Origin of the sequence: Thermostichus vulcanus str. 'Rupite' (assembly GCF_022848905.1) — a bacterium.
Taxonomy (GTDB): Bacteria; Cyanobacteriota; Cyanobacteriia; order Thermostichales; family Thermostichaceae; genus Thermostichus; species Thermostichus vulcanus_A.
This window is the reverse complement of sequence record NZ_JAFIRA010000028.1, coordinates 23,757-48,862: the sequence shown is the minus strand read 5'-3', so window position 1 is coordinate 48,862 and position 25,106 is coordinate 23,757. Positions and strand designations below refer to the sequence as shown.

At 56.2% G+C, this 25,106-nt stretch carries 24 protein-coding genes; 13 read left to right on the top strand and 11 right to left on the bottom strand.

Annotation, left to right across the window (positions count from 1 at the left end):
- Positions 1 to 464: 464 nt before the first annotated feature.
- The 3 genes from JX360_RS11150 to JX360_RS11140 form a co-directional block, all read right to left on the bottom strand.
- Positions 465 to 1,667, bottom strand: a complete 1,203-nt coding sequence (locus tag JX360_RS11150) for a C45 family autoproteolytic acyltransferase/hydrolase (RefSeq protein ID WP_244350832.1) — start codon at positions 1,665 to 1,667, stop codon at positions 465 to 467.
- Between the two features lie 188 nt (positions 1,668 to 1,855).
- A complete protein-coding gene (locus tag JX360_RS11145) occupies positions 1,856 to 3,826 on the bottom strand; it encodes an ArsA family ATPase (RefSeq protein WP_425244391.1) in 1,971 nt (656 codons plus the stop codon).
- A gap of 99 nt (positions 3,827 to 3,925) precedes the next feature.
- A complete protein-coding gene (locus JX360_RS11140; protein ID WP_244350829.1) occupies positions 3,926 to 5,725 on the bottom strand; it encodes a DUF1565 domain-containing protein in 1,800 nt (599 codons plus the stop codon).
- A 182-nt stretch (positions 5,726 to 5,907) separates the two neighbouring features.
- On the opposite strand from JX360_RS11140, the gene JX360_RS11135 reads away from it, so the two are divergent.
- Complete coding sequence (locus JX360_RS11135) at positions 5,908 to 7,101, top strand: pentapeptide repeat-containing protein (protein ID WP_244350828.1); 1,194 nt, start codon at positions 5,908 to 5,910, stop codon at positions 7,099 to 7,101.
- Positions 7,102 to 7,135: 34 nt separating this feature from the next.
- Positions 7,136 to 8,239, top strand: coding sequence for an LptF/LptG family permease (locus JX360_RS11130; protein WP_244350827.1), 1,104 nt, complete (start codon positions 7,136 to 7,138; stop codon positions 8,237 to 8,239).
- 98 nt (positions 8,240 to 8,337) lie between these two features.
- Here JX360_RS11130 and JX360_RS11125 read toward each other — a convergent pair whose 3' ends face one another.
- From JX360_RS11125 to petP, 3 genes are read right to left on the bottom strand one after another with little or no spacing between them, the layout of a single operon-like run.
- A complete protein-coding gene (locus JX360_RS11125) occupies positions 8,338 to 9,813 on the bottom strand; it encodes a DASH family cryptochrome (protein WP_244350826.1) in 1,476 nt (491 codons plus the stop codon).
- Positions 9,814 to 9,822: 9 nt separating this feature from the next.
- The gene (locus JX360_RS11120) at positions 9,823 to 10,167 is read right to left on the bottom strand and encodes an HU family DNA-binding protein (RefSeq protein ID WP_244350825.1); all 345 of its coding nucleotides are present in this window, start codon (positions 10,165 to 10,167) and stop codon (positions 9,823 to 9,825) included.
- Positions 10,168 to 10,201: 34 nt separating this feature from the next.
- Positions 10,202 to 10,399: a cytochrome b6f subunit PetP gene (gene petP / locus JX360_RS11115; protein ID WP_244350824.1), complete on the bottom strand. Its 198-nt coding sequence runs from the start codon at positions 10,397 to 10,399 to the stop codon at positions 10,202 to 10,204.
- Positions 10,400 to 10,553: 154 nt separating this feature from the next.
- On the opposite strand from petP, the gene JX360_RS11110 reads away from it, so the two are divergent.
- On the top strand, positions 10,554 to 10,997 hold the full coding sequence (locus JX360_RS11110; protein WP_244350823.1) for an ATP-binding protein: 444 nt from the start codon (positions 10,554 to 10,556) through the stop codon (positions 10,995 to 10,997).
- Between the two features lie 111 nt (positions 10,998 to 11,108).
- On the opposite strand, the gene JX360_RS11105 is transcribed toward JX360_RS11110, so the two are convergent.
- From JX360_RS11105 to JX360_RS11095, 4 genes are all read right to left on the bottom strand, one after another.
- A complete protein-coding gene (locus JX360_RS11105; RefSeq protein WP_244350822.1) occupies positions 11,109 to 11,456 on the bottom strand; it encodes a DUF1815 family protein in 348 nt (115 codons plus the stop codon).
- A gap of 625 nt (positions 11,457 to 12,081) precedes the next feature.
- Entirely contained in the window at positions 12,082 to 12,303 is a 222-nt protein-coding gene (locus JX360_RS17965) for a zinc ribbon domain-containing protein (RefSeq protein WP_425244392.1), read from the bottom strand.
- 98 nt (positions 12,304 to 12,401) lie between these two features.
- Positions 12,402 to 12,620, bottom strand: coding sequence for a transposase (locus JX360_RS11100; protein WP_244350821.1), 219 nt, complete (start codon positions 12,618 to 12,620; stop codon positions 12,402 to 12,404).
- 194 nt (positions 12,621 to 12,814) lie between these two features.
- A complete protein-coding gene (locus tag JX360_RS11095; protein WP_244350819.1) occupies positions 12,815 to 13,099 on the bottom strand; it encodes a hypothetical protein in 285 nt (94 codons plus the stop codon).
- A 122-nt stretch (positions 13,100 to 13,221) separates the two neighbouring features.
- Between JX360_RS11095 and argC the strand changes: the two genes are divergently transcribed.
- The 4 genes from argC to JX360_RS11075 all read left to right on the top strand — a co-directional run bounded on the left by argC (position 13,222) and on the right by JX360_RS11075 (position 17,597).
- On the top strand, positions 13,222 to 14,334 hold the full coding sequence (gene argC / locus JX360_RS11090; RefSeq protein ID WP_244350817.1) for an N-acetyl-gamma-glutamyl-phosphate reductase: 1,113 nt from the start codon (positions 13,222 to 13,224) through the stop codon (positions 14,332 to 14,334).
- Between the two features lie 38 nt (positions 14,335 to 14,372).
- On the top strand, positions 14,373 to 15,818 hold the full coding sequence (locus tag JX360_RS11085; protein WP_244350815.1) for a hypothetical protein: 1,446 nt from the start codon (positions 14,373 to 14,375) through the stop codon (positions 15,816 to 15,818).
- A gap of 53 nt (positions 15,819 to 15,871) precedes the next feature.
- Positions 15,872 to 16,630, top strand: coding sequence for a pentapeptide repeat-containing protein (locus JX360_RS11080; RefSeq protein WP_244350813.1), 759 nt, complete (start codon positions 15,872 to 15,874; stop codon positions 16,628 to 16,630).
- Between the two features lie 94 nt (positions 16,631 to 16,724).
- On the top strand, positions 16,725 to 17,597 hold the full coding sequence (locus JX360_RS11075; RefSeq protein WP_244350811.1) for a beta/gamma crystallin-related protein: 873 nt from the start codon (positions 16,725 to 16,727) through the stop codon (positions 17,595 to 17,597).
- An 8-nt stretch (positions 17,598 to 17,605) separates the two neighbouring features.
- Here the strand turns inward: JX360_RS11075 and JX360_RS11070 are convergent, their stop codons facing one another.
- A complete protein-coding gene (locus JX360_RS11070) occupies positions 17,606 to 18,847 on the bottom strand; it encodes an Era-like GTP-binding protein (protein ID WP_244350808.1) in 1,242 nt (413 codons plus the stop codon).
- A 199-nt stretch (positions 18,848 to 19,046) separates the two neighbouring features.
- Here JX360_RS11070 and JX360_RS11065 point away from each other — a divergent pair, with 199 nt between their 5' ends.
- The 6 genes from JX360_RS11065 (at position 19,047) to JX360_RS11040 (ending at position 25,099) form a co-directional block, all read left to right on the top strand.
- Complete coding sequence (locus JX360_RS11065; RefSeq protein ID WP_244350807.1) at positions 19,047 to 19,196, top strand: hypothetical protein; 150 nt, start codon at positions 19,047 to 19,049, stop codon at positions 19,194 to 19,196.
- Positions 19,197 to 19,361: 165 nt separating this feature from the next.
- Positions 19,362 to 21,281, top strand: coding sequence for an acetate--CoA ligase family protein (locus tag JX360_RS11060; protein WP_244350805.1), 1,920 nt, complete (start codon positions 19,362 to 19,364; stop codon positions 21,279 to 21,281).
- Between the two features lie 194 nt (positions 21,282 to 21,475).
- Positions 21,476 to 21,613 (top strand): hypothetical protein, encoded by a 138-nt coding sequence (locus JX360_RS11055; RefSeq protein ID WP_244350803.1) that lies wholly within the window; start codon positions 21,476 to 21,478, stop codon positions 21,611 to 21,613.
- Positions 21,591 to 22,088, top strand: coding sequence for a type II 3-dehydroquinate dehydratase (gene aroQ, locus JX360_RS11050; protein ID WP_244350801.1), 498 nt, complete (start codon positions 21,591 to 21,593; stop codon positions 22,086 to 22,088). Before JX360_RS11055 ends, aroQ begins: the two co-directional genes overlap by 23 nt.
- Before the next feature lie 64 nt (positions 22,089 to 22,152).
- A complete protein-coding gene (locus tag JX360_RS11045; RefSeq protein WP_244350799.1) occupies positions 22,153 to 22,602 on the top strand; it encodes a hypothetical protein in 450 nt (149 codons plus the stop codon).
- Between the two features lie 451 nt (positions 22,603 to 23,053).
- A complete protein-coding gene (locus JX360_RS11040; protein ID WP_244350797.1) occupies positions 23,054 to 25,099 on the top strand; it encodes a PhoX family protein in 2,046 nt (681 codons plus the stop codon).
- Positions 25,100 to 25,106 lie beyond the last annotated feature (7 nt).

The window sequence follows — 25,106 nt, the reverse complement described above, 5'->3', positions numbered from 1 at the left end:
AATAGGTAGGGTCGGCTCAGGGGATGGGGTATTTGGCAATCCCCTGAACTCCATGAATCCCTCACAGCTTCAAGCTGTGGGGAGCTAGAAGGGAGAATCCCCCGGTTTCTAACCGGGGGAGTGTCAATATTCATATAAGTTATACAAGTTACTCATATAAAGCCAATTCTGGATCTTTGATAAAAATGTTCGAGAAAGCAGCAAACCTGCTTTGACTAAGTGTGGTGAGGTGACAGCCATGAGTATTGTAGTCACATCAAGATCGCGTAGCCCTGTGATATGAGATCTCCCGCTAGCTGAGTTAGATTCATGGTTTTGAGCCGCTGCAAGACTCGCGAAAGAGTTAACGCTTAAGTGCATATATTCAAGTGCATCATATATTCAAGTGCATATATGTGTAGTATATATAATATAAGTGTATATATCTGTGTATTGTCTTGTCTTTAGCCATGTAGCTTGCAACTTCAGGGTTGGATGGGGATTGGCACAAACTCCACTTGATCGGGAAGGCCGGGAGCTAGGTGCAAAATCTGCTGATTCAGATCCATCACCACAGCCGCCACAGTTTCGGTGCGATCTACAGCAGGTAGATGGGGATCCGGATGGCGACAAATGCAGCGGGGAGCATTCGTCCGATCCCGCAAAATCTCTTGTAAGGCAACTGCGTTGAGGGATCCCCTTTGGGCGCTCTGATGCAGGAGATAACTGGCCCGTTCCAGCCGTTGTCTTGTGGAGGATCCCACGTAGGGGGGTAGCTCATGCACTTGCAGGGTGGGATCGAGAAAGTGGTTGGTATGCACCAGGAGGCCCCTTTGAGGGTGATGCAAACCGATTCCCTGGGGGCTGAGTTCAAAGCTGATCAACTGTCCGCTGGCACTGGCCAAACTGACACAAGAAGAAGCGGTATAGGGGTAGGATTTCACCCTTTCCAGTGCCTGCTGCCAAGTCTCACACTGTAACAGCAGCCGCAACAACAAGTGGACGGGCATTCCCCCAGACTGGGTTTGGCCATCCTGCTGGGAGCGCAACAGGTTGAGGGTTACCGCCAGCCCCGCTTGGTTGAGGCCGATTTTGGCGAGGATCCCGGCTTCGGTCAAGGTCAAACAGGGTGGATGATCTGGGGCATGAATCCGCAAAACCAAGCAAGCTGACCGTTGAGCCCCGACCCAATCCCAGGTTTGGGCCAGGTAGGTGTGCTGGGTAGCGGTGACCTGGGGCAGGGCGGCCAGGGTGGTACATTCTCCCCAATCTGGGTGGGCTTGAGAGGAATTGCTCTCATCAATCTCATCGATCTCCTTGAATTCCGGGACGGGATCCGGGGGGTGCTGAGGCACTCCGGCCTGACGATTGTGTTCCACTGCAGCAGCGTAATGGGGATGGGATCCCCCAGATACGGCTCGGGCTAAGATCTCAGTACGTAGGTTAAGGGCCAGAATCTCGGAGAAGGTGAAACCACTGCCAGTGGCAATGCCTTGGATCTCCTCCAGCAGCTGGGGAGTGTGGCGTTCTAGCCAAGGCAGGGATCCCTCGGCTAAAGTTTGGGACTGGTGCCAGGTGAGTCCACAACGGTAAGCGAACTGGCGGGCATAACTGGCGATGCTGTGGCGGATTTGCAGGGCCGCCTGGGCTCCGTATTGGTAACCCCGTTGCTGGGGATCTCCGTACACATTCAAAATGGGGAACATTGGGTTCTGGAACTGGCGCTCTTGAGGATCTCCTTGACGCCAAAATCTTTGCGAACGGAATTGAGGGTGAGTAGGGCCATGGGCAAAAGGGATGTGGGAAACAGCAGAAAGGGGTTGACAACGCGGATGGGGTTGGACTCACGCCTTGTGGGAGAAGGGCTACGGAACGCTCATCCGAGATCCTTACCGCAGGGGTAAGGGGTGTTTGTCCCTGCTGCCTCTAGAAGATAGGCGCCTATCGATTCCAGGCTGGGGGGATGCAGAAACGGGATCCGTACCAGCAGTTGCTGAGCTAGGTGTTCAGGGAGCTGGGCCAAAAGCGCTTGGTGCCTTTCGGCCACGGCTTGTCCGAAGGCATCGGAACGATCCACCCAAATCCGGTTTAACACGGCATAGGGATGTGGGATCCCCAGTCCATCCAGTTCGGTGAGCAATCGCTGCGTTTCCGCCAGTACCGCCTGTTCTGGGTTAAAAACCGGAATAAAAGTAACAAATTGGGGATCCTGAAGTTGTTGCCGCAGTTGCCGCACCTGAGCCAGTAACCCCCGCAAGCGCTGAGCCAATTCCGCTCTGCCCACCACATCCCGATACTTCAACCACAGTTTCAGGGCTAGGCTCACCCATCCTTCCAAAGCTTGGGGCATCTGCAGAAACCGCAGCAGATGACCGGTAGGGGCCGTATCCAGCACCACCAAATCAAATTGACCGGCTGAGCCTTGTTTCAAGACCGTCAACAGGGCCATCACCTCATCCAAGCCGGGTGGAGGCATTTGCAGCAGTTGCCGCCAGGCTTGGGGGTCGTATTGCACCTCCACGCCGGGGGTGGATTCTCCGGCCAAAATGGCGACAATGTCCTCCAAATAGTCCTGCCGGAATTGCTCCAGCACCACTGCGGCATCGATCTCCTGCCCCATCAGGTTTGGCAGCAGAGGGACAGGATCCTGCCCCAACTTCACCTCGAACAAATCTCCCAGCGAATGGGCCGGATCAATGGACACCAGCAACAGCTGCTTATCCGGATGTCGCTTCGCTAGGTTCCAGGCCAATGCCCCAGCCACCGTTGTTTTGCCCACCCCCCCCTTACCCCCTGTGAGGGCCAGTCGGATCCCATGGTTGAGGAGATCCGGGATGCGCACCTCGGTGCCTAGTTCGACAGGGATCCCTGGAGAACCAGCTGGAACTAAGTTGACTTCAGGCAAATCCTGCAGGGGCAATAACTGGGTGACCAAACGATCCAGGGCAGTTGCTCCAATCGGCTCCTGCAGTTGATAAGGCGCAATCCAAATCCGATAGCCAGGCAAGCCTTCTGTTAGGGCCTTGAGCAGACGATATTGTTCCTGCTGGCGAGCCAAGTAAAGGGGGGAGGGCTGCAGGGATCCCAGTAAAACCTGATTGACAAGGATGCCGCCGATGGGCAAGCGGCGATGCTGCAATTGCTGACAAAAACGCCGGGTTTCCTCCAGACTTAAATGCTCCGGTAGCATCACCAACCAGACCGAAGAACTGTCGGGATCCGTCAGTCGCGCTTTTCCCGCTTGCAGTTCCCCTTGCAGTTGGGCCAAAAAGGCATCCGCTTCATCCGCTCGGTAGGTGCCCGTCAGAGCTTGGGAGAGCTCTCGATGCTTGGCCTGAAAGGTAGCAAAAACCGCCAGCACATTATCCAAAAAGTCCGGTAACTCCAGCAGGCGCAAGGTATGCCCGGTGGGAGCAGTATCCAGAATAACCGTATCGATGGCTCCGCCCGCCAGCAACCGATTTACCTCCAAAATTGCCATCAATTCATCCACCCCCGGCCAGGCCAAATCCCAAACTGGCAGCAGATCCTCCCGACCAAACCAACTGCCGCGCTCGGCAATTAGTTCCAGCGCTGCCCCGTAGGTTTGCTTAAAGGCCGCCAGCAACACCTCAGCCTGTAGAGCGCGCACCTGCAAATTGGGGCAGTCGGGCAAAGGCTGAGCCCGATCCGTAACCGGCAGATCCAACACATCCCCCAGTGAGTGGGCCGGATCGGTAGAAATCAAAAGCAAGCGACGCTGGGGATCCGCTTGGGCCAGTTGGCGGGCCAAGGCACAGGTGAGGGTCGTTTTACCCACCCCTCCCTTGCCACTGAACAAGACAAGCTGGTGAGTGGTGGGTATCAAACGGCAATGAGGTTCCAAAGGGATCCCTTCCGTGGCGAATTACCCCTATTTTGGCTTGGATCCCGTTTGGGTCGCAGTGCAGGAAAAGATGAGCGGAGATTAGCGGAAGATCATCTCGGCAACGGCCTCAAAGCCCGCATCCAACAGCTGATCCAACACCGACTGGGCTTGGCTGCGGCTGTCATAAAGACCAGCCTGGAGCACATTTCTGCCGTTAAAAACCGTTTCCACAGCCCCAGGGATAAGTTGCTGCAAGCGGCTCAGATCCTCGCTGCTTCTGGGGGTGACCAGGACGCGGAACCGAGTGGCGGAATCGGCAGCAGCCACCGCAGGTGCTGGAGGAGCTGCAGGTGCTGGAGCTACTGGAGCAGCTTGAGATTGGCGCTGTGCGGGAGGAGGCAACAGGGTGGTGATATCTGTCAGAGGGGGCGAGCTAGGATTACTGCTGGCCGCAGGAGACTGGGCTACCGGTAGAGCAGGGGTGGTGGATCCATCCGGAGTAAAGGGAACAGCCGTAAACTCTTGGGCTTGGGGCTGTGGAGCAGTTTCACTGGCCGTTACGGGGGCTGCGGTTGCGGCTTCTGCCTCACCGGCAGGGGGTAAAATGCGCCCTCCGGATCCCTGGGCTAGGGTACCTTGCGCTCCATCCGTGGGGGGAATAGCAGTGGGGGAGGTGGTCTCTGGCACGGTCAGGGTCGGCAAGGTGGGCGTTGCTTCCGTAGGGGTAGTCGCCGCAGGCGCAGACGCCGCCGGTAAAGTGGGGGTGCTGGGCAAGGAAAGCGCGCCAGGGGAAATCGGGTTGGGAGCGGCGGTGGGGGCAGCCGCAACGGTGGTTTGGCCCGCCAGATCCAGATCCCCTTTGGTTTGGCCTCGCAACTGGTTGCCGTTGGCATTGATGCGCAGGCCGCGAGTGGAGTTGTTGATGTCGTATTGGCCGTTGCCTTCAAAGATGTTGTTGCCGGGATCCACAGCCGTACCCAAATCCGGTAGAGCTGTGGTGATGGCGGTGAGGCCGGTTTCCAGGTTCTGGGCGATCAAGTTGTTGCGCAGAATGGGCCGGGCGCTGCCCCCGACGATCACACCGGTGCGATTTTGCAGAATGCGGTTGTTGCGCACAATCGGGGTAGAGCGCTGATCGAGGGTAAGGCCGAAGCCGGTTTCTTGAAATAGGTTATTGACGATGGTGGGCTGAGAGGTACCCAAGACGGAAATGCCATTGGCCCCATTTTGGTAGAAGCGATTCCCTTCCACCCAAGGATTGGAAGCGCCGGTGATGAAAATACCATCGTGGATGCTGCCGACAAAGCTGTTGTTGAGCACACGCGGCGAAGCCGATTCAATCCAAAGGGCATAGCCCCGCCGCCCTTCATTGCGCATCGTGACGCCCCGTACTTCTGCCCCCGTTTCCGCCAGCATGGTGACGTTTTGTCGGGCCACGGTCGGGCTGATGTAGGTGCCGCCTCCCGTGATCAGGTAGCCTTCCCCCAAGGTGGATTCGTCGCCCCGCAGGGTGAGGCCAGCCTTGAGACGAATCGGGAAAATCTCACCGCTCTGCTCGCTATAAATCCCTGGGAAAAGCTGAATGACACTACCGGCAGGGGCTCGCTGAGTCGCATGGGTAATGGTTTGGAAGGGGTTGTTACGGGATCCATCACCACGGGTATCGCTGCCATTGGCCGCGTCCACAAAAATGGCGGGGCGGTTGTCGGGTAACGGCGGAGCACTGGGTAGGGTTTGATCGCCAGAAATGCCTGTATCCAAAGAGGTTTGTGCCCAGCCAGGATCAAAGCCTGCTGCCAGCAGTAAGGTGGTGCTGAGGAGCAATGAAGAGGTGAGACGCTGAACACGTAAGCTGGACTTGCCAGCCATCAACCGGACAGACAATAAAGAGATCATCATAGTTGTCACCCTCACACCGGGTTGGGCTAGAGAAGGAAGGTCGAAGTTATCCTAACAAACCTGGGGGACGGGATCCTGCCCTGGCACTCAGCCCCAGATACGGAGAAACGCAGGCTTTTTCCCCAACCTCAACACTAGCCCTAGAGTTTCCTGCCGCCAATCCAAACAACAGTAAAGATCCCATGACCGCCAAACCCTTTGCCCCCGAGTTTCTTGCTTTCGACTCTGTCTCTCCAGTGGCCGGTTCTGGGTTGGGGACGCTCTTGAACCTATTGTTGTTGGGGATCCCGACTGGGCTATTGGTGCTGGCCTTGCTGTGGGATCAGCAGGGAATGGGTTGGGTCGCGGTGCTGCTGCTACTGGGTCTGGCCGGGTGGTGGGGACGACCGTTTTGGATCAGGGTTGGGCGCGGCCTTTGGCATCAGGTGCGTACCTGGCCGGGTTCTCTGTGGATGGTTTTGGCCCTGAGCTTAGCCTTGATCGGGGGGATGAGCCTGAGTGGAGTCTTCTCCGGAGTGGGATCCCTGAGTTGGGAGGCGATTGGAGCGTTGGGGGAGGTGTTTGGGGCGGCAGGGCAAATCTTGATCGCCATTTTGGCCGCCTACATTGCCTGGAGGCAGTACATCATCTCGCGGGATCTGACGATTCAGCAGAATGTGATCACCCAACAGCAAACCATCGATGCTTACTTTGAGGGGATCTCCGGTTTGGTCTTGGCCCCGGATGGACAACTGGACGATTGGCCCTTAGAACGCGCCATTGCCGCTGGACGCACCGCCGCGCTGTTGAATGGGGTGGATCGCTTTGGCAAAGCCAAGATCCTGCGCTTTCTGTCTACAGCCAATTTGCTCAGCCCCCTACGGCGCGATGATCACTTGGGTCGCCCGATTTTGGATGGCAAGGGGGGCTACCAACGGGATCGCCTGCACGGGATCCGCGTCGTGAATCTGGAAACGATGTTGGAGGGGGCCGATTTGCACGGAACCCAACTGCGGGCCATTGACCTGAGTGAAGCCAGCCTAGAGGGGGCCGACCTGCGGGACTGTGACCTCAGCCATGCCAACTTGTGTGGGGCTAACCTACGCCATGCGGATTTGCGGGGAGCGGATTTGTATCGGGCTTTGTTGTTTGTCGGATCTTTGGAAACCGCTTCTCCTGCTCAACCGGGACAAAAGCCAGACTTCAAAAGCGGAGCCTATGCCGGAGCGGTCGTGGCAGGGGCCGATTTTCGTCAGGTGCGTCGTCTTTCCCCAGAACAACGGGCCTACCTAGCCACTTGGGGAGCCCAACTTAGTCCAGAACTGCCTCTGCAGGTGCTGCACAAGAATCCGGATCCTAACCCCAGTGCCTCAGAACCGCCAGGCCCCATAGGCTAGAGTGGGTGGCCGGTGCAGTTGGAGGATTGCCCCTTTGCTAACCAAGTTCTGGCTGTTGGAGCGCTATCTGTTTGGGCAGATGCTCACCCCAGTGCTGGCTGGTGTGGCGGGGGGCACCCTGCTGCTGCTGGTGGGCCGACTGTTTACCTTGGCCGAACGATTGGTAGAGGGATCCGTCCCGCCGTTGATGGTGTTGCGCCTTCTGGTTCTGGATATGCCGGAGATGGTGGTGCTGGGCATGCCAATCGCCGCTTTTTTTGCCACCATGCTCACGTTGGGCAAACTGAGCGGCAATAGCGAGATCACCGCTTTGCGGGCAGCCGGGATCCCGTTTACGCGGATTTTCAGGCCCCTGTTATTGGTGGGCTTGACCATGAGCCTGAGCGCCTTTGGTATCAGTAACGTGTTACTTCCGGCCAGCAAACAACAGATCCGCGAGATTGATCAGCAGGCTTTGCTCACCCAGGCCACTACACCTGTTCAATACGATGTTTTTTTTAAAACAGAAGACAACCTGTGGTTTTTCATCCGCCAAGTGGATCCGCGGCTGAATACGATGCAGGATGTGAGCGTGTTGCGAGTGAATCCATTGCCGGGGGGAAAATACCAGTTGGTGGAAGTGACGCTGGCGGCCCAAGCAGTGTGGAATGGGCTGGAGTGGAGCTTGATTGAAGGAGTTCACCACATTTATGGCCCTGCTGGCACCAGCATTGCGGAGCAACCCTTCGATCGCAAGCCATTGCAAGTGTCGGAGGATTTGGCCACCCTCATGCAACCACCGGTTCCCCCGAGCGAGTTGCGCTTACCGGAATTGGCAGAACGGATTGCTCGCCTAGCCCGCTCTAATCTGAATACCCAGGCTCTGCGCACGGAGTTTCATCTGCGCTTTTCCTTGCCCTTGGCCAGCTTTTTTGCGGTGTTGATTTCTCTGCCCCTGGGATCCAGTACAGCCCGCCGGGTAGGCCGCTATGGTGGCGTAGTTTTTGGCATTTTGTTGGTGTTTGGCTACTACGTGATTTTGAGTGTGTCCCGCAGTTTGGGGGAAGCCGGGGCATTGCCTCCTTGGGCGGCGGCCTGGAGCTTTAATATTCTGTTTGGAGGCATCGGTATGCTGCTGTTGGCCCGCTTTTTGCGGTGAATGAAGAATGAACAAATGAAGAATGAACAGTAGAGGATTGCCACAGCAATAGGACTAACCCTGGAGCAGGTACAGCATATACAGCAGCTTCAGCAAAATTAAACCTGAGAGCGGCAGCGCTCCAAAGCAGCTTCGTAGGCCCGCTGATTGACCTGTAGGGATTTCTGGAGATCCACCACAGGGCGCGGATAGGTTACTCCCAGGTGTACCCCAAACTGCCGCTGCTCAAAGGCATTAAGACGATAGGGCTCATGGATTTTATCCCCCGGAAGCCCGGCCAGTTCCGGTAGCCAGTGGCGTAGGTACTCCCCCTTGGGGTCATAATCACGGGATTGCTTGGGAATGTTGAAGTAGCGAAAACCCCGGGCATCGTTGCCCACGCCGGCGCTGTAGTTCCAATTGCCGTAGTTGCTGGCCACGTCGGAGTCGATCAACAGCGACTCAAACCATTCCGCCCCCATGCGCCAGTCAATCCCCAGGTTCTTGGTGAGAAAGCTGGCCACATTCTGCCGTCCCCGATTGGACATAAACCCTGTCGCCGCCAGCTCCCTCATGTTGGCATCCACCAGCGGGTAGCCGGTTTCTCCCCGACACCACAGCTGAAAGCGGGGCCAATCCTGTTGCCAAGGCATCGGGATCCCTTGCAAACCGGAAGGACGAAACAGCTTGCGCCCGTGTTTGGCCAAGATAAAGCGAAAATAATCCCGCCACAGCAGCTCGAAGACCAGCCAGTAGGTGGATTCGTTGCGCACCCGTTCCTGTTCGTACCGCTTTACCTCTGCGTACACCGTGCGGGGGGAGAGGCATCCTAAAGCCAACCAAGCGGAAAGCCGTGACCCAGCGTTGGGATCCAACATGCCGTTGCGAGTCTCTTTGTAGCAGCGCAGCCGATCCTGTTCCCAGAAGTAGCTGTGAAGGCGGGCCTGACCAGCTGTACTTCCCCCTCTATAGGTGAATTGCGCCCGTGGATCGGGGGGCGGCAACGACAAGCCCAAATCCTTCAGCGTTGGCAGCAAACCGGGATCCAAACCCCTAGGCAAAGGGGGTATCTTAGGGATGGGTAAGGGATCCCGGATGAGGGTAGGGGTCTCTTCCACCTGTTTGCGAAACCGGGTGAACAGCTCCGGCAATTGGGATAGGGGAAAGGGGAGATCCTCAGGGTGATAGAGGGTATGGCCCCAGTCAGTGTGTAGAGATACACCCAACGGTTGCAAAGCCTGTCTCACAGCTTGAGTCACCGCTGCTTCTTCCGTACCCACCTCCTCATGGGCATAGACCGCCTTGACCTGCCATGTCTTAACCAGGGCTGGGATCACCGCTTCTGGATAGCCCTGCCGGATCACCAGGTCGGATCCCTCCTTTTGCAGCGCCTGCCGCAGATCCGCCAAACATTCGAGCAAAAACTGGCTGCGAAATGGCCCGGTTTTGGGAAAGCCAAAGGAGGTCTGCCCCCATTGGCGCGGATCCAGGCAATACAACGGGATCAATGGGGATCCCTGTCCACAGGCCCGCCGCAAAGGCTCGTGATCCAGCAGACGCAAATCGGTGCGGAACCAAAGCAACGTGGCAATCATGTGGCCATCTTAGACGGGCTTGTTCGGCTCGGATTCCAGAACGGCAGCTACAGCCGGACGACCCAACTCCGGACTGGGGACAAAATGCGGCACATCCGCAGCCGGGATCCGGATCGGGGCCTTGGTGCGCGGGTGATAGGTTTGCCGAGCGGAGCGATGTCGCAAAGAAAACGTGCCAAAGCGAGCCAGCCGCACGGATCCCCCTTGAGCCAGACACCGGCTAATGCTTTCCAGCATCGCCTCTAGGGCCGCCGCCGCCATCTCTACCGTCAGGCCATCCACCTGTGCGGCCATCTGGCGGGCTAACAAACGGCGATTCAAATGGGGAGGAGGAGTAGCCAACAGATTATCCAAAGACTATCCAGGCAACGGCAACACAAGCAGGGGCTTAAATCCCTTCCAGTTCACTCTCAAAAAACCAATGCCGAGATCGGTCAGGAAACTCCAAAATGTAGCCGACGCCGCTGCCATCCACCACCCGCCGCGCTAGCACCACAGCCTCTTTGCCCACCAGCGCCTTCATGTCTTCCTGCCCGCGATCCTGAACCGAGCGAACCCTAACCTTATCCCCAATTTTGATCAACATAGCCGCGAAGAACTTCACCACTCAAGATGGTACGGCAAAAGGATGCCACCGCGCCCCGGTCGCGGCGTTGTCCTGGTCAACCCATCTAGGCTGACGCAACCTGGGATTTCGCTAGAATAGAAGAGAGCGTTGTGCCCCCGGGAAGACCGCCTCTGTGATTGCCCTCTCCCTCAGACCTGTCAACTGCTCCTGGAGCGTCATCAGCTTCCCCTCCACCCTCTACACGCAGCCTGTGCTTGACCTGCTGCTCTCAAAAGTGCCACCTGCCTGGAGAGCTGAGGTGCGCCTGGGCCTACAGGAGGCGATTATCAATGCCGTTCAGCACGGAAATGGTCTTGATCCCAGTAAGCACGTCATCATCGAGTACGCTAGCTCGGAGCCGTTCTACCAATGGTTGGTGCGAGATCAAGGGTCTGGGTTTCGTCCCCAACACGAGCTCCATCGCTGCCAGTGCGGTATCCCGGAAACGGAAGAAGCGGGGCGAGGCACCTTTCTGCTCACCCAAATTTTTGACTTTGTACAGTGGAATGAGACAGGTAATCAGGTGTACCTTGGCAAGTACATCCACACCGCCTGCCGGGAGCCCTGGATAGTCTGAAGCGGAGGCCAGATTCCCGTCCCACCCATTCCCATTCAAGTAAATCCCTTGGATCCCTGCCTCTGCCAAAACAGGTTCAGTGAGATCTGATGAAATCTACTCAGATTGGGCCTAAACACCGGCCACTAGGGCCTCTGGAGCTGTAGCAGCAACCACAAGCTCCTCTTTGATCAGCTCCGCCAGTTCCTGGAGTTGGCGGATTGCTTCGGCACCTTCCAATTTCATCAGCTCTCGGTCATCCCGCATTTCCGTCCAGCTAATCGAGCACTCGGAAACCAAGAAGCGGATCAGGTGTCCTTCTCGCAAACTGACCATGAACGAGGCACTCTCGAATGAAGTGCCACAGGTATAGCAGGAAGCCGGGTAGCCCCGCTTCTCTAAAACAATGGCCAGCGCCTGCAAACTCATCACCAAGTCTTGAACATAGCTGCGGTACTGTTCCGCCAACCGTGTGAACATCACACTCCTCCTAAGAAATCGCCCAGTAGGGGCCTAATCCAGCTGCAAACGAGCTACAACCCTTTCGCTGGCCCCTTCGCAGGTCTGTCAAGAGAGCATCCCTATGGCCCGACAAGAGTACAAGCATTGTTGTAGAAAATCCACGAAAGAGCTGCAATTAGTAATTTATGCTTAAGCACCAGAACCATATCTAGCATAGTGACCGACAAACACTCAAGAAAGTGATTAGGCTCACATAATAGGCAAAGCCTATCTCAACGGAGTGTAGTATTCAACACTCTTCCCAGGACAGACACCAAAATTTACCCCGATTCAAAACTTTTATTCATTATGGGATCCCCGCTGATCCCCAGTCGTAACTTTCTTCACAGTTGGCAGAAGGTGAACAACAGAATCTTCGGCTCAGCGCCTTGTCGGGTATGGCATTGAAGGATTGGCCATGCAAGCTAAGGGTAGGAGTTCTTCTGGCTTAGAGAAGGGCTTGCCCAGTGCTGGACAGAAGGGAATTTCTGGCCGTTGATTCTTATGGACGGGTGTGGATCAAGCTAGGTTCCCACGCAATTATGCTGAGGAAAGTGTCAAGTGCCTGACGCTGAGGCTCTGCATACAGCGCGGGTTTCTCTAATCAACCACGACAGCCTCGGAGAGAGTAGACTTGCGGCCTTCCTTCCTTTGGTCTTACATCGCCTCCTAGAGCAGAAACCCCACTTCCTGAGATCAGAATCCGCAAGCCTTCATATCTGATACCTTCATATCTGATATTTCTGATGTTGATCGCTGCATTGATGTCCCTATCATGCCGTTCTGAGCAGTGGGGACATACAAATGAGCCAACCGAAAGCTCCATCTTCTCTAGCGGTAGCAGGGGTTTGAGCAAAAGTCTTCTCTCACCCTGGCAGTCTTGCCGTGAACCTTAGCAACTCTGATGCGGGCCTTGTTCCGGTTCTAACTACCCTTCTTTTTTCTGGACAGTTTGCGCTGTTTTCGTTTCAAGTTGCGTTCATACTTCTTGAGGTGACGAGAATTGGCATACTTTGAACCATCCGATGTGACAGCCAAGTCAGTCAACCCCAAATCGATCCCAATTGCTTTGCCCTCACTGGAGGATTCAGGCTTCTCTATGGCATCTTCCACCAGCAGCAAAGCAAAGTACAGCCCTTTCATGCTCCGCAGTCGCGTGTCGCGTAGCATTAGCATTGCGTAGCAACAATGCCTACGGCAGGCTGCGCCACCCCAAAAGTGAGCGCGGGTTTGCGGCAACAGCGGTTGTGTCTATAACCGATTCAAAAGGGCTAGGGTGCTCCGCGCGGCTCTCACGCTGACCGTTCCGGTACAGCGCGGGGCTTCCCGCCGACTAGCTAACCTGCTTTTGCCTGATCGGGAGCAATGCTCAAAGCCTTCTGTTGTAGCCACACCTGCCAGTCACCGGGAATGATCTTGTTATGAAAGGCATCGCCAGAAACGAACACATCCCGCTGATTTTGCGCCAAGACAAAAATGGAGCGGCGGTCGAAGTGGGAGGTGAGCTTGTAGAGGGTGTAGGGGCCTTCGGCGTAAAGGGTGAGGGTCTCCTGATCCAGACCGTGACGACTGGTTTGGCCGTAGGCGCGCAAAACGATATTGATTAGTCGCTCATACTGCATAGCCTGTCAAAATCAGAGCTACTCCAAGTGGATTCAGCATAACAAACCCCACTTTTGAGCAAGACGGGATCCGGGCAAATGCGATAAAAGTAAGGCAACCTCTTTTGCGCAGGCACCCTATCATGTCCAACAGCGCCGCAGCGCCTCGTCCTTCTCACCCTAAAGAAGCCGTTCGTGTCGGGATTGTCGGTGCCTCCGGCTATGGGGGGGTACAACTGGTGCGCTTGCTGAGTGAACATCCCGGTGTCCAGATGACCTACCTAGCTGGGCAAGACAGCGCCGGTAAGCGGTATGGGGATCTCTATCCCCAATTGGCTCATGCGGTGGATCTGGTGATTCAGCCGGTGGATGTGGATCAGATCGCCGCTAGCAGCGAGGTGGTGTTTTTGTCCTTACCCAATGGATTGGCTGCGGATCTAGCCCCTCCCCTCTTGGCCAAAGGCTGCAAAGTTTTGGACCTCTCGGCGGACTATCGCTTCCGCAACCTGGCCACCTATCAGTCTTGGTATCGCATGGGCAAAACCGATCCCCACTGGCCCAGCCCCGACTATCGTCAAGCGAATGAGGGATCCGTCTACGGGTTGCCGGAACTGTATCGGGAGGCGATTGCGCAAGCGCAATTGGTGGGATGCCCCGGCTGCTATCCGACAGCCTCGCTGTTGGCGGTTGCGCCGCTGTTGCGGCAGGGATTGGTGGAGCTAGACAGCCTTATTTTCGATGCCAAATCCGGTGTTTCTGGGGCAGGACGAGCGGCCAAAGTGGGATCCCTGTTTGCGGAGGTGGATGGCTCGTTTGCCGCCTATGGTGTGGCCCAACACCGACATACTCCTGAGATCGAGCAAGCCTGTTCTGAGTTAGCCCATACCCCAATCACGGTGCAATTTACCCCCCATTTGGTGCCGATGGTGCGGGGCATTCATGTCACGCTGTATGCCACCCTGCGGGATCCCGGTCTGGTGGGGGAAGACCTGCTCACCATCTACAACGCCTTCTATCGCCAATCGGCTTGGGTGAGGGTGTTACCCCGAGGTATTTACCCACAAACCAAGTGGGTCTCAGGGACCAACAACTGCATGATTGGGGTGGAGGTGGATAGCCGCACCAACCGTGTTATTGTCCTCTCGGTGATCGACAACTTGATGAAAGGGCAAGCGGGACAAGCGGTACAGTGCCTGAACATAATGATGGGTTGGCCGGAAACCCTCGGGCTGCCCCGGCTGGCTTTTTACCCCTAGCTATAATGCCGATAGCCCCTCTGAGGCCAACTTTGCCCATGCCTGAGCCCCTGGATCCCCCCTCCGAGTCTTCCTCCACCGCAACCACTGCCGACCCGGCGGCATCGGCATCCGCCAAGGGTTCAGCCCCACCCCCTGCTGCTGGCTTGAACTGGGAGGAATTGCTGCGGCAACTGGAGGCGGGCTGGCAGGAACTCCCCAAACGCTCCGAAGAAACGGTGCAGCAAACCCTAGCCCGGTTGCAACTGGAGTGGGGCGGGTTATGTCGAGAAGCACGGGATCGTTTGCAACAAGCCTTGGAAACTGCCAGAGACGATACATCCCTGCAGCCGATTCAGGAGGAGATCCGGGCTTTGCTGCCGCTACTCAACCCCAGCCAATGGGAAGTGGTAATCGCCTCCTTGGCGCGAGCTTCCGACCGGGCGCTGGTGGCCAGCCTGCTCTTCCACTGGGGACAACAGCAACCCCATCCAGAGACCATAACCGACGGGATCCCTTCTCCAGCTCCTGCCCAACTTTCAGCTTTGGAAGCCATGAGTGCGCGGGCCTATGGCAACAGCCGTATGCCCCTGGTGATGGACAAGTCGGGCCAAATCCAGGTGAAAGCCTCTGCAGCGCTCCTGACCACCCTGATCGCCATCGAAATCGGCAGTGTCGGCTCGGCGGGAGCCTTGTCCTTGCTGGGCACCCCTGAGTTGCGCAAACTGTTGAGTGCCGATGGCAAATTGCGGCAAACGGGCCTGAAACAGGGGCGCACTGCTTTATCCGAAGAGGAATGGCAAACCCTGCGCCGTTGGTTGGATCCCAAGGGATCCCCTCCCGGCGAGGATTGGTATCTCAGCCTCACCCAAGTGGGGATCCAAACCACCCAAGTGGGCGATTATGTGGCGCGGCGGCTGCGGGAATTTTTCCAGAGCGAATGGATCAAGCTTCTTATCCCCCCGCTGTATCACCTGGTGATCGACGCGATGCGGTTGCTGACCGGGGAAGTGTTTCTCAGTGTGGGCACCACCCTCGAGTCTGCCTTAGAATCTGCCGAAGCAGGGCGCCGGTTGGAGTTGGTATTGCAGGCACTGCCCCAGGCGCGGAACATCCCGACCCCAGAGCGGATCCAGTCCGCTATTCCCGCCGTCACCGAAGCTGCCGAGAAAACCCTCAAGCCCCTCTTGGCGCGGCAGTTGATGGCGGTGGCCGATACCTTCGATCCACCGATTCGCAACGAAGGCTTGAACGAGTTGGGGCGGCAACTGAACCTTTGGAACCCCTTTCAGTTTTTGCTCACCTGGAGCAGTGCCGGTTGGTTGGAGGCGCTTCTGGATCAGATTCAGCAACTGCAAACCACCTACCCGGAAATGCCTCTATGGGAGAGCTATGGCCAGGGTGTTGAGGCCGCCGCAGAAGCCCCGCGGGTTATGGATCAGGCGGAAGCCCTGCGCCTTACCGCCAAGAGCTTGGATCCGAAATTGGAGCAACCGGAGGATTAAAGCCCTCTGGTATGCTGTTGAGGTTCACCGGAGTCTGTCGCTTGTGAGCCGTTATGATCACCGTTCGCACTGCTGCTGAACTGCTGGAGCACTATGCCGCCTGGGAGCGAGATTTTATCGGCATTTGCCTGCAGGGTGCCAGTTTGCCAGCGGCCTACTTGCGGGAGATTAACCTGAAGGGATCCCATCTGCCGGGAATTGATCTGCGAGGGGCAATGCTGTGTGGATCCCATCTGGAGGGGGTTCATCTGCAAGGGGCCAACCTCAGCCAAGCCAATTTGGAGGGATGTAGCCTCCAGGGTAGCCACCTGGAAGAGGCCGATCTGAGGGAGGCCAACTTGCGCGGTTCCAACCTGTACGGGGCTAATTTGCAGGGATCCTATCTGGAGGGAGCAGATTTGCGTATCACCCTCTTGCGGCGGGCCAACCTGCAACAGGCCCATCTCCAGAGAGCTCAACTGGTAGAGGCCGACCTAAATCTGGCGAATTTGCGCGGGGCCAACTTGTTTCAGGCCAACTTGAACGAAGCCAGCCTCGAACAAGCGGATCTGAGCGCCTGTACCCTCTGGCAGACTCACCTACAGGGGGCGAATTTGTGCGGGGCTCTCCTCCGCCTAGCCAATGGTCAGGCGGCTAACCTGCAAGGGGTCAATTTGAGCCAGGCGGTGCTGATCGGAGCCAATTTGCGGGGGGCCGATCTACGGGGGGCACAACTGACAGGAGCAGCCTTTGCCGGTGCCTATTTCGACAGCTTGACCCAATTTGATGCCGACTTTGATCCCGTAGCGCAGGGGATGCGGCGACTCCACTGACCCAAAAGGTGAAAGTGGATGAAGGAAATTGAGGCGGATCCCCACAACAGCAACGGAATGGGGGATAGTTGAGGCACCCTCACCTTTTCCAACCATGCTCAAGTGGCACAACCCTTTTGGCCTCTCCTCTATCCTGTTGCTGAGCAGCCTTCTAACGGCAACCCGCTCCCACGAACCCGCCGTGGCCCTAGAGGTGTTGCAACGGGGCATCACGGTTACTGTTCCAGCCGGGGAAGGGGCGATCACCCTTTACGAAGATGTCAATCTTTTGGGCCGCTCCCTGACCTTAGTGCGAGATAGCGACTTTCTCGGCCATCAAAACTTTAATGATCGTGCTTCCAGTCTGCAAGTTCATTCCGGCGAATGGCAACTTTGTCCCGATGCCCATTACGGAGGGCTATGTCGGCAGGTGGGGCCAGGGGTATATCCAAATATCGCCAGCCTCGGGATCCCCAACAATACCCTCAGTTCGGTGCGTTGGGTCAGTGGGGGTAGTGGTGGCTCCGTTTTGCCCCCCAGCAGCAGTATTCAACCTCTCCCGCAACCAATCGGATCCCTGATCCTCTACGAAAATGCCAATTACCAGGGTCGGTCTTTGGGGGTATCCGACAGCCTGCGCAACCTCAACAATCAAGGCTTCAATGATCTCACCACCAGCCTGCAAATCAACAGTGGTGTTTGGGATCTCTGTGAGGATGTCAACTTCCAGGGGTACTGTCGGCGACTGGGGCCAGGACGCTATCCAGATGTTCGGTTGGTGGGCATTAACAATGACACCATCAGCTCCGTCCGCTTGGTTTCAGCCGATGGCTCCGGCGGATCGGGGGGAACCCTTCTTCCGCCGCCTTCGGTTGTCTACCCCCCCTCTTTGCCGTATGTGCCGCCCCCGCGAGACAACTATGGCCGCGACAGCAGCGGTTGCTTGGATGGCTACTATCGTCAAGGGGCCTATTGTGTGCGGTATTGATTCGGGGCCTAAGGAGAATTGCTCGGCAAGGCGGTTGCAGCTCGCTTTGTTGCTAGCTTTTCTTCTCCGAGCAGAGCCTTGAGGCTTTCTTCCAACCCAAACCCTCGGGTTGTGAATTGGGTTAATACCGGCGGTGTCAGGGATCCAAGGCGATACAAACTGGCTCCTGCCACCAGCCCTGGGAAGAGGCCACTGCCCCAGCCTCCCCACAGCCAAGATCCCAACCCTTCCGCCAACAGCAGCAGGGCACTATTCACCAGCAGCGGTCGCCACAAGCCCTCCTGACGGGATCCCAGCGCCCCACGTAATACTCCCCAGGGCAGTCGCAGCCGCAGACAGAGACCCAGCAGCCAAAGACCATCCAGCAGCGGGGCCAGTAGCAGATCCAATCCCAGGGGAACCAGCCCGATCCCAAGTCCTTTGGCGAGGCTACAGACTTTGCTCCAGCGATCCAGGAAACCGGCATGGTGCTGCCATTGTTTTTGCAGGATTTGAGCCTGAATGCGATCCAGCCGCTTCAACACATTCAAAGCCAGCAGGGATCCCGCCTCTGTTTGCAAAATCTGCACAATTCGCCCCCGTAGCGCCTCCATTTGGGGCGCAGGACGTTCCCATTCAATGGTGATGCGGCCATCTGGCCAGTGGGTGCGCACCTTAACCGGTTTGGGGCAAGCCGCTACGGTTACAATCTCCAACCCTAGGCCCAACTGTGGGCGGCTAATCTGGGTGCGAATGGCTTGCAGATCAGCTTCAGAATACAGATCGCTCTTGTTCAAGACCAGCAGGATCGGTTTGTGCAGGGTGCGCAATTCTAGCAGAGCCTGATACTCCAACTGGGTCAGATCGGCGGCAAGCACAAAGAGAATCAAATCGGCTGAGCGGGCCACATCCCAGGCCAACTGCTCACGCGCTTCCCCTTCCACTTCGTTCAAACCAGGGGTATCGATTAACCTCACCCGCCACGGGATCCCTGGCCCAGGTTGCCATAGCACCGATTGCGGTTGTTGGGTCACCCCATTTAACGGCCCCACTTCCAGCCGAGCTTCTCCGGTCAAAGCATTCAAGACGGCTGACTTGCCGCGATTCACCAACCCAAACACAGCAATGGAAAACAGCCGCGATCCAAGCCGCTTGCGTAACCCCGCCAAAGCCCGTAGCTCCGGCTTCAGGTCGGCACGGTTGGCGACCACTTGCCAATGATCCCAGCAACGGTTCAAAACAGTTTCTGCTTCGGCTAAGGGAGTGATCATAGACACCCGCAACAGCTAACCCTCACTCTAGTGGGAATTGCCCCCCACAGCTAGCCATCCCCTTGCTTCTTTTCAGTCCCCCCAAGCGTGGGGAAATGCAGCCGGATCTGAATCTTAGAGAATAGGGCATGATTGCCTTAGACAGCGTTGCTACCCTCTCACCCTCCAAGCTCGATATCCTCACTCACCTGCTTCCGTCATGCTGTACCCTCTCCCTCAGTCTCTCAAGTGGCTTCGTCTAGGCGGATCCTATCGCTCTAAACGGGAGCGCATGATCGTGCGGAGTCTGCTGGCCTTTTCCGGGGCGTTGCTGATCATGGATATTGTGCTTTTGAGCGCTCTTTCCTAACTTTCCTAATTCGGTGTAGATTAGGCCGAACCATTCCCCAAGGGATCCCCTATCCACAGCAGTGGCTTTTCTGTCGATAGGGGAAGATCAAATAATAGAAGCGGCACAAGCGGATCTTTGGGATCCTGGGCTTGGGCTGTTTCATTCCATCGCTTGAGGTCGATTATGGTTTTGCACAAGGCGGCTGATACGCCCCGGATTAATGCGCGTGAGTTCGATGCCTTTGATATTTTCAACCTTAAGCACTACCTCGGCCCCAACCCCTACCTGAATACCGCTGCGCTCACCTTCGACTTCACCCTTACCTACTCTCTCAAGCCGTTACCTATCGAGAGCTATCTAGTCCAGGTGGGTCAGCATCTGCCGCAACTGCAGGGAGAAACCTATCTGTCCTATGCCCACTTGTTCGCCCACCTTGTGGCGGAGGTGAACCGATTGCAAATGGGTTTACACCTCTACCGGTGGAGCTTTCGCCTCTTTCCAGAGTATGTGCGCATTGCTGTGCAAACCTTGCATGGCCGCACTACCCGTGCGGCGGTGTATCTGGCCTGGGATTGGTTAGAGGCCATCACACAGGATCAAGAGTTTGATTTTGAAGGTGAGCTGCGCCGTCTGCAGCAATTGTTTCGGGATTCGGTCTATGGGGGGCCGACAGTGTATGCTCTGTTGCGAGCTGCTCACGAACGCGGGATCCCCACCTATTACCTGTGGGATGAGGGGGTGATGCAGTACGGCTATGGACGTAAGCAAGTGCGTGGAGTTGCCACCACCTTTCACTGCGACAGCCACCTCGACTCTGCCTTCACCACTCGCAAGGACGATTGCAAAGCCTTTTTGTCGGCTCAAGGGTTTCCGGTGCCGCCAGGGGAAGTGGTCACATCCTTGGCAGAAGCCCTAGAACAGGCCGAGGCGATCGGCTACCCTGTCGTACTCAAGCCGGTGGCCGGTCATAAGGGCATTGGTGTTACCGCCAATATTCAAACCCCAGAAGAATTAGAGTTTGCCTATGACGAAGCTGTGGATGCCATTCCCTATGAACAGCCGATCCAGCTGATTTTGGAGAAGCATTTGCAGGGCACCGATTTTCGTCTGTTGTGCGTGGGCGGGCGCTTTGTCGCAGCGACAGAGCGACGCCCGGCCTCGGTGACAGGAGATGGCCAGAGCACTATTGGTCAGCTCATCCACCAAGCCAATCAGGATCCCGCCCGTTGGGATACCCCCACTTCCCCTTTGGGACCAATCCAGTGGGATGACGCCATGGAGCGTTTTTTGGCGGAGCAGGGCCTGACGGTGGAAAGTGTGCTTGAGCCAGGACGAACCGTGTACCTGCGCAAGGTATCGAATCTTTCGGCGGGGGGGGTGAGTCGAGATGTCACCGCCAGTGTGCATCCCGACAATATTGTTTTGGCCCAAACCATTGCCCAACAGTTTTCGCTGGTGTGTTTGGGCATCGATGTGATTGCCACCAGCCTGGAATGCTCCTGGAAGGAGGGATCCCTGGGCATTATCGAGATCAACGCAGCACCGGGGGTACTGATGCACCAGAAACCCGCTATTGGTGATGGGGTCGATGTGCCGGGGGCGATCCTCAACTATCTCTTTCCAGCCAAGGGAACCGGTCGTATCCCGATTTTGACCTTCAATCGCTTGTCTCTAAGAGAGGTGCAGACCTTGGTGGAGCACATTTTGGCTGCGCACCCCCAGTGGTGTGTGGGATCCCTCTGTCGTGAAGGGGTTCTGCTCAACCGGACGGTGAGACCCAGACAAGGTAGCCATTTCCGGCAGGTAAAAACCCTGTTGCGCCATCCTCACTTAGATCTCCTATTAGTGGAAGTTGACGAAGATACCCTAGAGTACGAGGGCTTGGCCTATGAGGGCAGTGATCTGGTGGTGTTGCGGGATCCCTCTGAAAAAGAGCAGCAGGTGCTCAAGCGGGATCTCAACCCCGATGGCACCTTGATCCTGCAACAGGGATCCACCGTAACTCTGACAGTGGCAGGCCAGGTGGAACGGTTTGATTTGAGCGGGGCAGAACCGTTGCAGGGGATCCTGTTGCGTGCCGTGAGCCAACTGCTCCCAGCTTGATGTGATTTGGAATGAGTGGGAGAGTTTGGATTTTTTTCAGATTCTCAGCAAAGGCAGAAAGGATGGGGGATCCCTGCCGGGCACACGGCGGTGCTCACGGGTCAACTCTACACCAATCGAAAAGAAACGTTATTATAGAGGTCTACCGAATAACCCCCCTTGGTAGCTCTGTAAACTCTAAGAGGTAGATCGGAATGGATTGGGTGGAAAAAGTTCTGGAAAAGATCCGGGAATGGGTGGAACGTGTAATCGACACCCTGCTAGGGGATCCCCAGCCGCAGCCCCAACCCATTCCTATTCCGGTGGAAGATGGATCCCCTCGTCGTCGCTGATCCGACCGCCATTACACCGGGTCTGGATATCCTCAGTCTGCTAGTGTTACACGGCCCCAACCTGAACTTATTGGGGGTACGGGAGGTCGGTATTTACGGATCCCTGTCCTTGGAGCAGATTGATCAGGCCCTGCACCAGCAGGCTCACTCTCTCAAAGCCAAGCTGGAGATTCTGCAATCCAACCATGAAGGGGTGTTGATTGATGCCATTCACCGCGCCCGCCAGCAACACCAAGGCATTTTGATCAACCCTGGCGCCTATACCCATACCAGCATTGCCCTGCGAGATGCTATTGCCGGGGTAGGTTTGCCAACAGTAGAAGTCCACCTGAGCAACATTCATCGCCGCGAAGCGTTCCGCCAGCATTCCTACATTGCTGCCGTAGCGATTGGGCAAATCAGTGGCTTCGGGGCACAAAGCTACCTGTTGGGGTTACAGGCCCTGATCCAGCACCTGCGACTGCAAGCTTCCTAGTTCAAGCCTATCCAGACTGGGGTAGCATCTTGAGTGGCTGTTGCACCGATGGATGGGTTGTTTTATGGGATCCGATTACCGCAAAGCAGTGTTGATCCTGGCAGGTTTGTCCTTGAGCTTGGGCGTTCCAGTAGCCTGGGGTCAAACTGCCAACACTTTTCAGCCCGGTTTTTTTCAGCCGGTGGCTCGCTTTGATCCCAGCCGCCCGGTGCAAGTCGTGTTGATCAACCGTTCCGACGCAACTGTGGAATATGGAATTACCACCGATCTGGGCCCTGATCAAGAGCTGCTGCCGGACGAACAAGTTACCCTAACCATCCGTGAGTTGCCTGCCTACCTGTCTATTCATACCCCTAGCCGCCCTCCTTTTTCTGAAATGAGCCTGCGGTATGTGGTCTCAGACGATGTGGCCCAAAATCGGATCACGGTGAATGTGGCGGTGAATCTGCTGCAGGAAGGGGGAGGAGATCGCACCCTCGACTTTAACCCAGAAGGAGGAGTCTACATTTACTAAGGTTACTAGGGGTGAGGATCCCTAGCTCACTACGATTGATACCAAACCCCTAAAAGATCAAACCATGATGGGTAGAAGAACTCCTAATCTTGGAGTTCTAACCCAGTCGTTTCAATAATTTTTTGTTCTATTTTATCGGCCTTATCTCTAGTCATTTCTCACGAGGTCAGTTGAAATATCACTCTTAGCTGTCAGCCAAGATATACCCTGGTGTTGAGTTGTTCTTGTTAAGACAAATTTGTAACAGTACTTTCCTCGTCATATTTTGTTGCTTAAACCTGAAGAAATTCCTATTGAACCAAAGCTTAACCTTCTCTTGACCTTCCCTTAGTCTTGAGCCACTAGTCTTGTGTTGGCTGGTCGAGTGTGTAGCAAGCATTTCGCATGAGGCCGGTGCTTTTCTTTGGGAAACATCTAGGCTTCCAAGAACTTGACAAGAGGAGAACTCAACGTGAGCAATAATTCGCACAACCCCAAGCCTCGTCCTGGAGACGAGCCTATTTGTAACCACTCCAACAACCCCACCTTCAGCAGCATCCTGAGTAGTCGCCTTCAGCGGCGTCAGGTGCTCCAGGGCGGCATTGCTGCAGCCGTGGCTTCCTTTTTTGCTTCCCCAGCATTGAATTTGATCTCCGGATCCGCTAAAGCTGCCAGTGGCAGTGCTCTGCTGGGATTCAAGGCCATTCCCGTCAGCGAAGAAGACTTGATTGTTGTCCCAGAAGGCTACACCGCCCGTCCTCTGGTAGCTTGGGGTACCCCAATCAGTGGTAACTATCCTGAGTACAAGCTGGAAAACACCGGTGCCGACCAAGGGATGCAGGTGGGCAGCCACCATGACGGCATGCACTTTTTCCCAATTGAGGGTGAGGATCCCTACGAAGGGAGCTCCACCGAAGGCTTGCTGGTCATAAACCACGAGTATGTGGAGCCTCGCTACATGCATGCAGCGGCGGTAGGGCAAAAACTGGATGCGGATGGATACCCTGTTAATGCCGATGGCAAGCGGGATCCCGACCAAGTGCTGAAGGAGCTGAACGCCCACGGGGTGAGCATCGTCCACATTGCCCGCCAGGAAAATGGCACCTGGGAAGTGGTGCGGGATCGTCTCAACCGCCGGGTTACAGGCTTAACCCCGATGGAAATTCATGGCCCGCTACGGGGATCCGACTTTGTGAAGACCAAGTATAGCCCCGATGGCACGATGGTCCGCGGCACCCTGAACAACTGCGCCCATGGGGTGACCCCCTGGAATACCTATCTTACCTGCGAGGAGAACTGGGCTGGGTACTTCTCCAACCTCAAGACTGAAGATCAAAAGCCTAGCCTGCCTCGCGAACAATCTCGCTACGGGGTCAGCACCGGCACCTCCCGCTACGGTTGGGAACTGGCCAGTAACGGCGCAGATGAGTTTATCCGCTTCAACGCCACTCCCACGGCTGCCGATGCCACTCAGGACTATCGCAATGAGCCGAACGGCTTTGGTTGGGTGGTGGAAATTGACCCGTTTGATCCCAACAGCACGCCGAAAAAGCGCACTGCCTTGGGTCGGTTTGCCCATGAAGGGGTGGTGTTCCAGCCGCCGGTGGAAGGTCAGCCGGTAGTGGCTTACTCTGGGGACGATGCCCGCTTTGAGTACATCTACAAGTACGTGTCTGCCCAACCCTATGTGAAAGCTACCGCGGGTGGGCATCTTTTGGATAACGGCACCCTTTACGTGGCCAAATTCAACGAAGATGGCACCGGCGAGTGGTTGCCATTGGTGTTTGGGCAAAATGGCCTCACCCCTGAAAATGGCTTCAACAGCCAAGCGGATGTGTTGGTGAATACTCGTACAGCGGCGGATTTCGTCGGTGCCACCAAAATGGATCGTCCGGAGTGGGGTGCTGTCGATCCGAAAACTCGGATGGTTTACTTCACCCTGACCAACAACAGCCGCCGCGAAGAAGCCCAAATTGATGCAGCCAACCCACGAGCCAAAAACAATTGGGGACACATCATCCGCTGGAAGGAAGCCAACAACCAGCCCAATGCCAAGCAGTTTGAATGGGATATTTTTGTGTTGGCAGGCCCACCAGAGGACAGCCGCAAGTTGTCGGGCGAGGCCCTGAATGAAGACAATATCTTCAATTCTCCCGATGGCCTATGGTTTGATGCGGACAGTCGTCTCTGGATCCAAACCGACATCAGCGAAAGTTTGATGAATAAGGATGAGTTTGCCCAATTTGGCAACAACCAGATGTTGGCAGCCGATCCAGAAACCGGCGAAATTCGTCGTTTCCTGACGGGCCCGATCGGGCAGGAGATCACCGGTGTGATCACTACTCCCGACCAGCGCACCATGTTCATCAACGTGCAGCACCCCGGTGCCACGACAACAGATGAAGAGTTTGCCGCAGGCAATCAAAAATCCCGTTGGCCCGATTTTGACAACAACATCTATCCCCGCTCTGCCACGGTGGTGATCACCAAGAATGATGGCGGGATCATTGGCACTTGATTCCGTT

Bases quoted from the DNA above. Each gene is read 5' to 3' on its own strand.
- JX360_RS11125 (WP_244350826.1), bottom strand. From the start codon at position 9,813: ATGATTGCCACGTTGCTTTGGTTCCGCACCGATTTGCGTCTGCTGGAT.
- JX360_RS11065 (WP_244350807.1), top strand. From the start codon at position 19,047: ATGCTGTACCCTCTCCCTCAGTCTCTCAAGTGGCTTCGTCTAGGCGGA.
- petP (WP_244350824.1), bottom strand. From the start codon at position 10,399: ATGTTGATCAAAATTGGGGATAAGGTTAGGGTTCGCTCGGTTCAGGAT.
- JX360_RS11105 (WP_244350822.1), bottom strand. From the start codon at position 11,456: ATGTTCACACGGTTGGCGGAACAGTACCGCAGCTATGTTCAAGACTTG.
- JX360_RS11075 (WP_244350811.1), top strand. From the start codon at position 16,725: ATGCTCAAGTGGCACAACCCTTTTGGCCTCTCCTCTATCCTGTTGCTG.
- aroQ (WP_244350801.1), top strand. From the start codon at position 21,591: ATGGATCCCCTCGTCGTCGCTGATCCGACCGCCATTACACCGGGTCTG.
- argC (WP_244350817.1), top strand. From the start codon at position 13,222: ATGTCCAACAGCGCCGCAGCGCCTCGTCCTTCTCACCCTAAAGAAGCC.
- JX360_RS11080 (WP_244350813.1), top strand. From the start codon at position 15,872: ATGATCACCGTTCGCACTGCTGCTGAACTGCTGGAGCACTATGCCGCC.
- JX360_RS11095 (WP_244350819.1), bottom strand. From the start codon at position 13,099: ATGCAGTATGAGCGACTAATCAATATCGTTTTGCGCGCCTACGGCCAA.
- JX360_RS17965 (WP_425244392.1), bottom strand. From the start codon at position 12,303: ATGGAGCTTTCGGTTGGCTCATTTGTATGTCCCCACTGCTCAGAACGG.
- JX360_RS11055 (WP_244350803.1), top strand. From the start codon at position 21,476: ATGGATTGGGTGGAAAAAGTTCTGGAAAAGATCCGGGAATGGGTGGAA.
- JX360_RS11100 (WP_244350821.1), bottom strand. From the start codon at position 12,620: ATGAAAGGGCTGTACTTTGCTTTGCTGCTGGTGGAAGATGCCATAGAG.
- JX360_RS11140 (WP_244350829.1), bottom strand. From the start codon at position 5,725: ATGATGATCTCTTTATTGTCTGTCCGGTTGATGGCTGGCAAGTCCAGC.
- JX360_RS11070 (WP_244350808.1), bottom strand. From the start codon at position 18,847: ATGATCACTCCCTTAGCCGAAGCAGAAACTGTTTTGAACCGTTGCTGG.
- JX360_RS11060 (WP_244350805.1), top strand. From the start codon at position 19,362: ATGGTTTTGCACAAGGCGGCTGATACGCCCCGGATTAATGCGCGTGAG.
- JX360_RS11135 (WP_244350828.1), top strand. From the start codon at position 5,908: ATGACCGCCAAACCCTTTGCCCCCGAGTTTCTTGCTTTCGACTCTGTC.
- JX360_RS11045 (WP_244350799.1), top strand. From the start codon at position 22,153: ATGGGATCCGATTACCGCAAAGCAGTGTTGATCCTGGCAGGTTTGTCC.
- JX360_RS11085 (WP_244350815.1), top strand. From the start codon at position 14,373: ATGCCTGAGCCCCTGGATCCCCCCTCCGAGTCTTCCTCCACCGCAACC.